The 7,605-nt window shown below is 35.8% G+C and carries 5 protein-coding genes, 1 pseudogene and 1 riboswitch; of the genes and pseudogenes, 4 read left to right on the forward strand and 2 right to left on the reverse strand.

Annotation, left to right across the window (positions count from 1 at the left end; translation table 11 throughout):
* Positions 1 to 169 precede the first annotated feature (169 nt).
* Positions 170 to 317: riboswitch (cobalamin riboswitch) on the reverse strand.
* Positions 318 to 389: 72 nt separating this feature from the next.
* Positions 390 to 602, reverse strand: coding sequence for a hypothetical protein (locus XEN7305_RS26175; protein WP_006512580.1), 213 nt, complete (start codon positions 600 to 602; stop codon positions 390 to 392).
* Here XEN7305_RS26175 and XEN7305_RS26180 point away from each other — a divergent pair.
* The gene (locus XEN7305_RS26180) at positions 595 to 999 is read left to right on the forward strand and encodes a hypothetical protein (RefSeq protein WP_144053371.1); all 405 of its coding nucleotides are present in this window, start codon (positions 595 to 597) and stop codon (positions 997 to 999) included. The two genes, XEN7305_RS26175 and XEN7305_RS26180, sit on opposite strands and share 8 nt — an antisense overlap.
* Before the next feature lie 338 nt (positions 1,000 to 1,337).
* On the forward strand, positions 1,338 to 3,776 hold the full coding sequence (locus XEN7305_RS26185; protein WP_006512581.1) for an EF-hand domain-containing protein: 2,439 nt from the start codon (positions 1,338 to 1,340) through the stop codon (positions 3,774 to 3,776).
* A 100-nt stretch (positions 3,777 to 3,876) separates the two neighbouring features.
* On the opposite strand, the gene XEN7305_RS26190 is transcribed toward XEN7305_RS26185, so the two are convergent.
* Complete coding sequence (locus tag XEN7305_RS26190) at positions 3,877 to 4,908, reverse strand: AI-2E family transporter (protein WP_006512582.1); 1,032 nt, start codon at positions 4,906 to 4,908, stop codon at positions 3,877 to 3,879.
* A 415-nt stretch (positions 4,909 to 5,323) separates the two neighbouring features.
* Here XEN7305_RS26190 and XEN7305_RS26195 point away from each other — a divergent pair, with 415 nt between their 5' ends.
* Both XEN7305_RS26195 and XEN7305_RS26200 read left to right on the forward strand, forming a co-directional pair.
* Positions 5,324 to 6,985: an alpha/beta hydrolase gene (locus tag XEN7305_RS26195; protein ID WP_006512583.1), complete on the forward strand. Its 1,662-nt coding sequence runs from the start codon at positions 5,324 to 5,326 to the stop codon at positions 6,983 to 6,985.
* A 116-nt stretch (positions 6,986 to 7,101) separates the two neighbouring features.
* Positions 7,102 to 7,410, forward strand: a pseudogene (locus tag XEN7305_RS26200) (DUF1269 domain-containing protein); the annotation flags it as partial.
* Positions 7,411 to 7,605: the final 195 nt, after the last annotated feature.

Genomic DNA, 7,605 nt, shown 5'->3' on the forward strand with positions numbered 1-7,605 from the left:
TGTCCTTATCTACATCATTTAAAAACAGTCAACCCGTGCACTTACTTGGTTATCCTATTTGAAACTACACTTCTAGCAATGGCTGTGTATTTAAAAAATTTCTGGCAGAAAAACCAATACTTTTGGAAATCAAAAAGTGTTTAGACATCTGTACCTCGCAGATTTGTTTGTGCATCTTTTTAACATCGGCGGGCATTCTGACTGAGAGAACCTTAATATTCCCATCACAGTTGCGGGACAGCGTTGGATTTTCGCCAAACTTTCCCCATTACTTCTAATGGCTATTTTCCATTAGAACCGAATAATGATTACGGTATCACATTATAATTTTCCTGACAATTATTATTAATTAAGCTTGATTTTTTTGTTTTAGAGATTTCATGGTTCAGTTAATAATCCAATATCTGTGAAATTTTGGTTTTAAATTGATTAACTGGTTTAGTGGCAGGAATAATAAGTCCAAATTGAGCAATGATTTCTGTGACTTTTTGAGCGATTGCAGCTTCAGAAATATGGAATAATCTGAAATTGAATAATGTTTCGGCAAAAAAACTTGTGAATAAATCTCCTGACACAGAACCAAGTACGATTCTAATGTCCATGACTCTTACTGCATTATCTGCTGCCTATATTGATTTTGCAACATTTGTTTCTGTTTCAGATGCTTGGAAGGCTATGTTGGCTTCTATCGTCTTCATTTTCGCCGGTACTTCTACTGCTCAGCTTTATTTTTCTCTGATTATTCCCAAAGTAAAAGCTCAAATAAATTCTCCTTTGGTTCGGGAGAGAAGCACCAAGCTATTTTTACTTTTAAGGTATTTTGGCTTCTATATTTTATGGAATACAAGATTTTTTAGTGCTCGATGCAGTATAACGGAGACGAGAATACTTGGCTATTTAAATGGGTTAATAGCATTTTTCATTCTCATGATTGTACAGCTTTTTTATATACTTGAGAAAAGTGTTTTTCTGATGGAATTTTTGCCCAGATCACAGTAAATATTTCTCACACACTCTGCAAAAGTTTTTTTAATAAATGCTTCAAGCCCTAATTTTACTAAAACAAGGAATATTATTATCGACTATGCTTGATGTTTATATTACTGTTTACTTTACTCAAAAATCAAAAAACTTACCATTTTTTTATTGGTAAGTGCTATAGATGTAGCAATACAAAGATTTAGTCAGTTTGAGTAGCACAGAAAATTAATTTTTTGCATAAGCACAATGGAGTGTGAAATAATTTAAAAGCAATTTATCTGCACGTCAATATTCACTCAAGTAAATAATCAAGAATTGTTTCTCGTTCGACAATAGTTACTTTAGGGAAAAGATTTATGTTTGCAAGAATTCCTGAACGGCAAATGCATATCTTACGTTGGATATCAACTCTAAGTTGGCTTTTGTTAATTGCATCACTATTTTACGATCCGATAACCCCTTGGCTCACTCAAGCCAATTTAAAGTGGAGTCCTTTTGCAATTGATAAGCTTACTCAATTAGATTGTGTCAAAGTTCAGGGGGAATGCTTGATAGAAGCTCCTTATACAATGGGTATATCAATATTTTGGGGTTTTGTTATTCCTTTATCAATTGTTATTTTGTTCATCGGAGGACATGAATTATGGCGTAGAATTTGTCCTCTTTCTTTTCTCTCACAAATTCCTCGTGCATTGGGATTACAAAGACAACGAAAGCGAGTAAATAATAAAACTGGAAAAATTCGTTACGAATTAGTCAAAGTAAGGCAAGAATCGTGGCTAGGTCGAAATCATTTATACTTGCAGTTGGGACTATTTTATTTGGGAATTACCAGTCGTCTTTTATTTCTTAATTCCGAAGGAATATTATTAGGAATTGTTTTAATTTGCATTATCTTTACAGCTATTTTGGTTGGTTATCTTTTCGGAGGGAAAGCTTGGTGTCAGTATTTTTGTCCTATGACCCCTGTGCAGAAAATTTACAGTGAACCTAGAGGATTACTAAATAGTAAAGCTCATGAAGGTGAACAACAACTGATTACTCAGTCTATGTGTCGCACTGTTAATTCAGAAGGAAGAGAGCAAAGTGCCTGCGTAGCTTGCAATACACCCTGTATTGATATTGATGCAGAGCGAACCTATTGGGATAATATTACACAACCAGAACAACAATGGATTTATTATGGTTATTTTGGCTTAGCAATTGGCTATTTTTTAGCTTATTATCTTTATGCAGGAAATTGGGAATACTATTTCTCTGGGATTTGGAGTCATGAAGACAATCAATTAGCAAGTATTTTAGATTCTGGCTTGTATGTCTTCGGTTCTTCAATTGCGATTCCTAAACTGTTTTTTATCCCTTTTATTATCGGTATCTGTGGCTGGACAGGTTATCAATTGGGCAAACAAATAGAAAAAGTTTACAAGGCTTTTCTACTGCGTCATCAAAAGTTGGTCAATAATGAAATCATTCGTCATCGGATGTTTACTGTATCTAGTTGTTTAATTTTTAACATCGTTTTTTTCTTTGCAGGACATCACTTCATAAGTTTCCTGCCTGGTTTTTGTGAACCTTTTCTTCCAATTTTAATTACGGTTTGTAGTGGGATTTGGCTATATCGAACTTGGAAAAGAGATGCCTATCTTTATAAGAGAGAAAGTTTAGCGAATCGACTTAAAAAACAATTGATTAAGTTAAAGCTTGATGTCTCACAATTTTTGAACAATCGTTCTATAGAAGATCTCAATGCAGATGAAATTTATGTTTTAGCCAAAGTTATTCCAGGATTTGACAAAGTAAAACGCTTAAAGGCTTATAAGGAAATAGTTAAAGAATCTATCGGTGAAGGATATGTCAATATTATCAATAGTCGTGAACTGTTCAAAGATGCTCGATTAGAGCTTAATATTACAAACCAAGAGCATGAGCTTGTTTTAACTGAAATTGAGGTGGAGAATCCTAGTTTAGTTGATCCTCAAAAACAGACCAATCATGAAAATTGGTTAAGACAAGAAAGTTACCATCAAGAGATATTAGAAGCCTTAATAAAATTTTCGAAAAATCATCCTCATCAACAAATAATTTTGGACTTATTTGACATATCAGCAGGACGCAAACCTTTTGACGAGTTTAACGATGTCTTACAAAAACTATCTTCGGAAGAAAGAGAAATCATTCAGGAGATTCGAGAATCTTATTCAATTACTCTAGAGGAAGAACAGGATATTCTTACTCATCTTGGTGCTGACCAACTATGGAAAACTATTGCTTGTAATTTGAGTATAATTCAAGGATTAGAAGCTATCACTGAAGGACAAGATTCTTTTTCTCTGGATAATCGTATTCCAACACTAAGTTCAGAGCAAAGATTTTTTTATGAGCAAGCATTTAAAAAGTTTGATAAGAATGGAGATCAACTTTTGACATTAGATGAGCTACAGGCTTTATTGAGATCAGTTGGAAGATTTAATTCTGCTGATAAAATGCAGGAATTAATCTCTTCAATAGATGAAAACACCCGTAGTGATGGTTTTACTTTTCAATTATTCATTAATTTAATTCATAAAGGTATATCAGATATTAAACAGAGTACAATCAAGCAGTATTTTGACTTTTTGGATATAGATGAATCTGGGAAAATTAGTGCTGAAGAATTGCGATTGTGTCTGCAAGACTTAGATTTAGGGTCGTCTGAACGTGAAATTGAACAAACTTTAGAGTCAGTTTTTGAAAATAATAGCCAACATTTATCTTATGAAGAATTCGCTCAAAATATTAGGAAGATTATATGGTAGTACTTTATGCTTACAAGCTATCCTTATTTAAGTTTTTAATATTTATTTAAGCCGCTTATAGTACTAGCAAATTAAGGAATACTAGATAACGAGTATTACTCTAATTTTTGTTTAAAATGTCATTAACCAAAGCTTCTTCTGTCCAAGTTTTTACTACTACTGCCAAGGGCAGTGCCAAAATTAACCCAAGAAAGCCTAGAAAAGTAGCAAAAAAGATCTGGGCAACCAGTGTAGCTGCGGGCAGTAAGTTCACTTGTTTTTTCATTACCAATGGGCTAAACCAATAGCTTTCGATGCTTTGTACAATTATGTATAAAAGTAACACTGCGATCGCTTTTCCCGGTGAATTGAGGAGAGCAACCGCTATAGGAAACCCTGCGCTGAGGACTGGTCCAATATTAGGAATGAAATTGAAAACGCCTGCGAGAATAGCATGGGCAAAGACAAAGGGTATTTTCAATATTAGTAATCCAAAACCACATAATAGGGCAACAAATAGAGAATTAATGGAAACTCCTTTGAGCCAAGCCAGCAGAACTGTTTCATTTTTGTTGATAATTTCTTTAGCACGTCCACGGTAAGATGAAGGCAATAACTGCAATAACAAATTTCTATAGGCTAAAGGCTCTGACAAAAACATTAGTACTAATACCAAAACCAGCAATAATTGCAATATGATGCCAGTAGTATTGGAAAAAAAGGTAAAAAAGTTGCTGAATATTTGCGGAGCCAGTGAGCTTATTTGTTGATAAATTTCAGTTAAGTCCGGAAGTGTTTCTAAATCAAAATCAGGAAACCAAGAAGGTGGGTTTTCTATAAATCTGTTCACCCAAAGTATCAGTTGTTCAAGGCCGATGGGGATTAATTTAATTAGGTCCTGAAGCTGGTTGACGAAGGGCGGAATGATAAAGATCACAAAAAGCGTAGAGACCAGAAGCACGATGACTAAAGTGACCAGTATACTTTTTCTCCGACTTAAATGGAATCTCCTGACTAGCAATCGTACTAAGCTATTAAGAGCTATGGCTATAACAACTGAAGTAAAAATTAGCAGTAAAATCTGACGAAACTGCCAGAGAATGCTGAGAGAAATAATCAGACTTATTAACCCAAGCCAATCATGCAACTTCACAAGCTGGTCTCCTCATTATTTATTATTTGCTAAGATTCTTAGTGATTATTTCATAACTTATTGAGAGTAGAGAAGTCAAAAGCAAGCTTTTTTTTATATAGATACTTTAAATCAATAGCTTATAATTGTGTATTATTGCAACATTAACAGAAGTGCGAATGATTCCGTACTACGAGAAAAACCTGTTAAATGACCTTAGAGAAAGGTTTTCGGAGATCAGAGTCTAAAATAAAGGCTGTCTTTTTATGATAAGCATTTCGAGATATATATCCCATTAGACGAAACCATTAACACATAAAGCAGTTGAAAAGAAAGAGTAGTTATTTTGTGAATACTTTTCTGGACACATTAAGAAGTTTATATTGTGATATGTTGTATTCACAAACTATGACTGTAAATATATTGAAACACTTATATGAAGACTATAATTCAGTTTAGTCTTATTTCATCTATTGTGGGAACTCTTGCCGCACTGGGAAGTTTTGTGCCAGCCCAAGCAGCACAAACGATTAACTTTATCACCTCTAGTCCCCTTAAATTTTCCCTGAGTATCAGCTCCTTAGAAACCTTCGCTGCTGATGGAACAATAGACCGGAGCTTAGCCGACTATATGAGGTTTGCTGGGGCAAATGAGGAGGAAAAAGAACGATTTCGAGAAATCTTGCTAAGAAGAGCTGAAATTAATCCTATAGTGTTGTCTCGCTTGTTAAGAACCGAGATGGGCGAGGATATGCTTAGCCGCTGGGGTCAGCATATTGCTATTCAAGGGGGGAGGAATGGTAAATATGCTTTACGTGGAGCATTAATTAAATCTGCCTTTGATGATAATGGATTGAGCCTAATCAATGTCCTTCGCTATCTTCCAACAAATATTGAAATTGATCTGCGACGAGCTTTGTCTTTAGCTAATAAAGTAGATTTAATCATTACAGCTACCAACTTCTTTCACGATGAAATATTTCAATTGGCTCAACAAGAGGTAGTTAATGCTTCCCCTATAGATTTCACCAAGCTTCCTGATTTGCGTCTACCAGGAGAATTAGCAGTGGTAAAGAAGCGATGGGAACTAAAAGATTCCAGTCGAGATCGCAGCTTTGAGGTCGACCTTTATCAACCAAAAAAATGGCCTGCGGACCAAGCCCCCGTGGTCATAATTTCTCACGGTTTAAGCTCTTCTCCGCAACATTTTGCCGACTATGCAGAACATCTGGCATCCTATGGTTATTTAGTGGCAGTTCCTCAGCATCCTGGCAGTGACAGCCAACAGCTTCAAGCTCTCAAAGTTGGTCTTTCTCGTCAGATATTTTTCACTAACGAATTCGTTGACCGTCCTCAGGATATTAGTTACGTTATTGATGAATTAGAAAGACGAAATAAAGCAGATTTTGCAGGGAAGCTTCGCCTAAATCGAGTGGCAGTAATTGGCCATTCCTTTGGCGGTTATACGGCTTTGGCGATCTCTGGAGCAACTATTGACTTTGACTATCTAAAACAAGAATGTGAGGGCTACTTAAATTTATCGTTACTCTTACAATGTCGAGCATTGACCTTAGAGCTAAAGACAGACAACCTAAAAGATAAAAGGATTAAAGCGATCGGTATCACTAATCCCGTAAAAAGCGCTATCTTTGGCCCTAGTGGATTAGCATCAGTTTCTCTACCAGTATTTGTTCAAGCTGGAGTTTATGACCCACTTACACCTTTTGTTTTAGAGCAAGTGCGACCTTTTCCTTGGCTAAATACTCCCAATAAATATCTGAGTGTACGAGAAGGAGATATCCATGTGAATATCTCTCAAATGGATGCTGGAATTGTAAGTTTAATTGATTCTTTTGCCTATTTGTCTCTTCCTGAGCCAGCATTGCTCACGAGCTATAATCAGGCATTTTTACTGGCTTTTTTAGAGGTACATCTACTGGGCAATGAAAATTTTAGACCCTATATGCAATCGGCATATGCTGAGTATCTTAGCCAAGGAGAAGAATTTAAAAATTTTTTGATTACTAATGCTTCAGTCAAAGGTTTAGAGGAAGCGATTACTCGTTTTCTGGACCAACATCCTAGTTTAGATTTCTGAGAATTGATAACAACACAAATGTAGCAAATAGTTAATTTTTTTTACGACTTAATTGCTAACCATACCATCTGCCTAGAAGATTGCTTTAGGACACAAAACTAACTATGATCCAAATTATGACAACGCTTACTGTTTGGAAATTTGATACTGCCGAGGGAGCTCAAGAAACTTTGGCTAAATTAGCTCCACTACAAAAGGAGTATATCATCGACATTAAAGATGCAGCTACCGTTTCTTGGCCTGAGGGGAAAAAGAAGCCCAAGACCAAACAAGCTGTTAACCTGGCTAGTTTAGGAGCATTAGATGGCGCATTCTGGGGATTACTCTTCGGATTGATCTTTTTTTGTCCCATCTTTGGCATAGCTTTTGGAGCATCAATGGGGGCTTTAGGAGGTTCTATGCGTGATTATGGAATCAATGACGACATTGGTGACAACTTAAGCTGAAAGAGTAGTTGTCAAGGGGATTTGGCAATTTGATGAGAAGAAAAAATCCTCAGAATTTTTTTGTCGCTCAGGGAACGGGGCAATGATCAGTCGGACACGCGGTTTTCGCATTGATTTAACAATTCCTAAATCGCGATTTTCTGGGGCGGTAAAATACTTAATTGGGTCATTAGT

Origin of the sequence: Xenococcus sp. PCC 7305, assembly GCF_000332055.1 — a bacterium.
Classification (GTDB): Bacteria; Cyanobacteriota; Cyanobacteriia; order Cyanobacteriales; family Xenococcaceae; genus Xenococcus.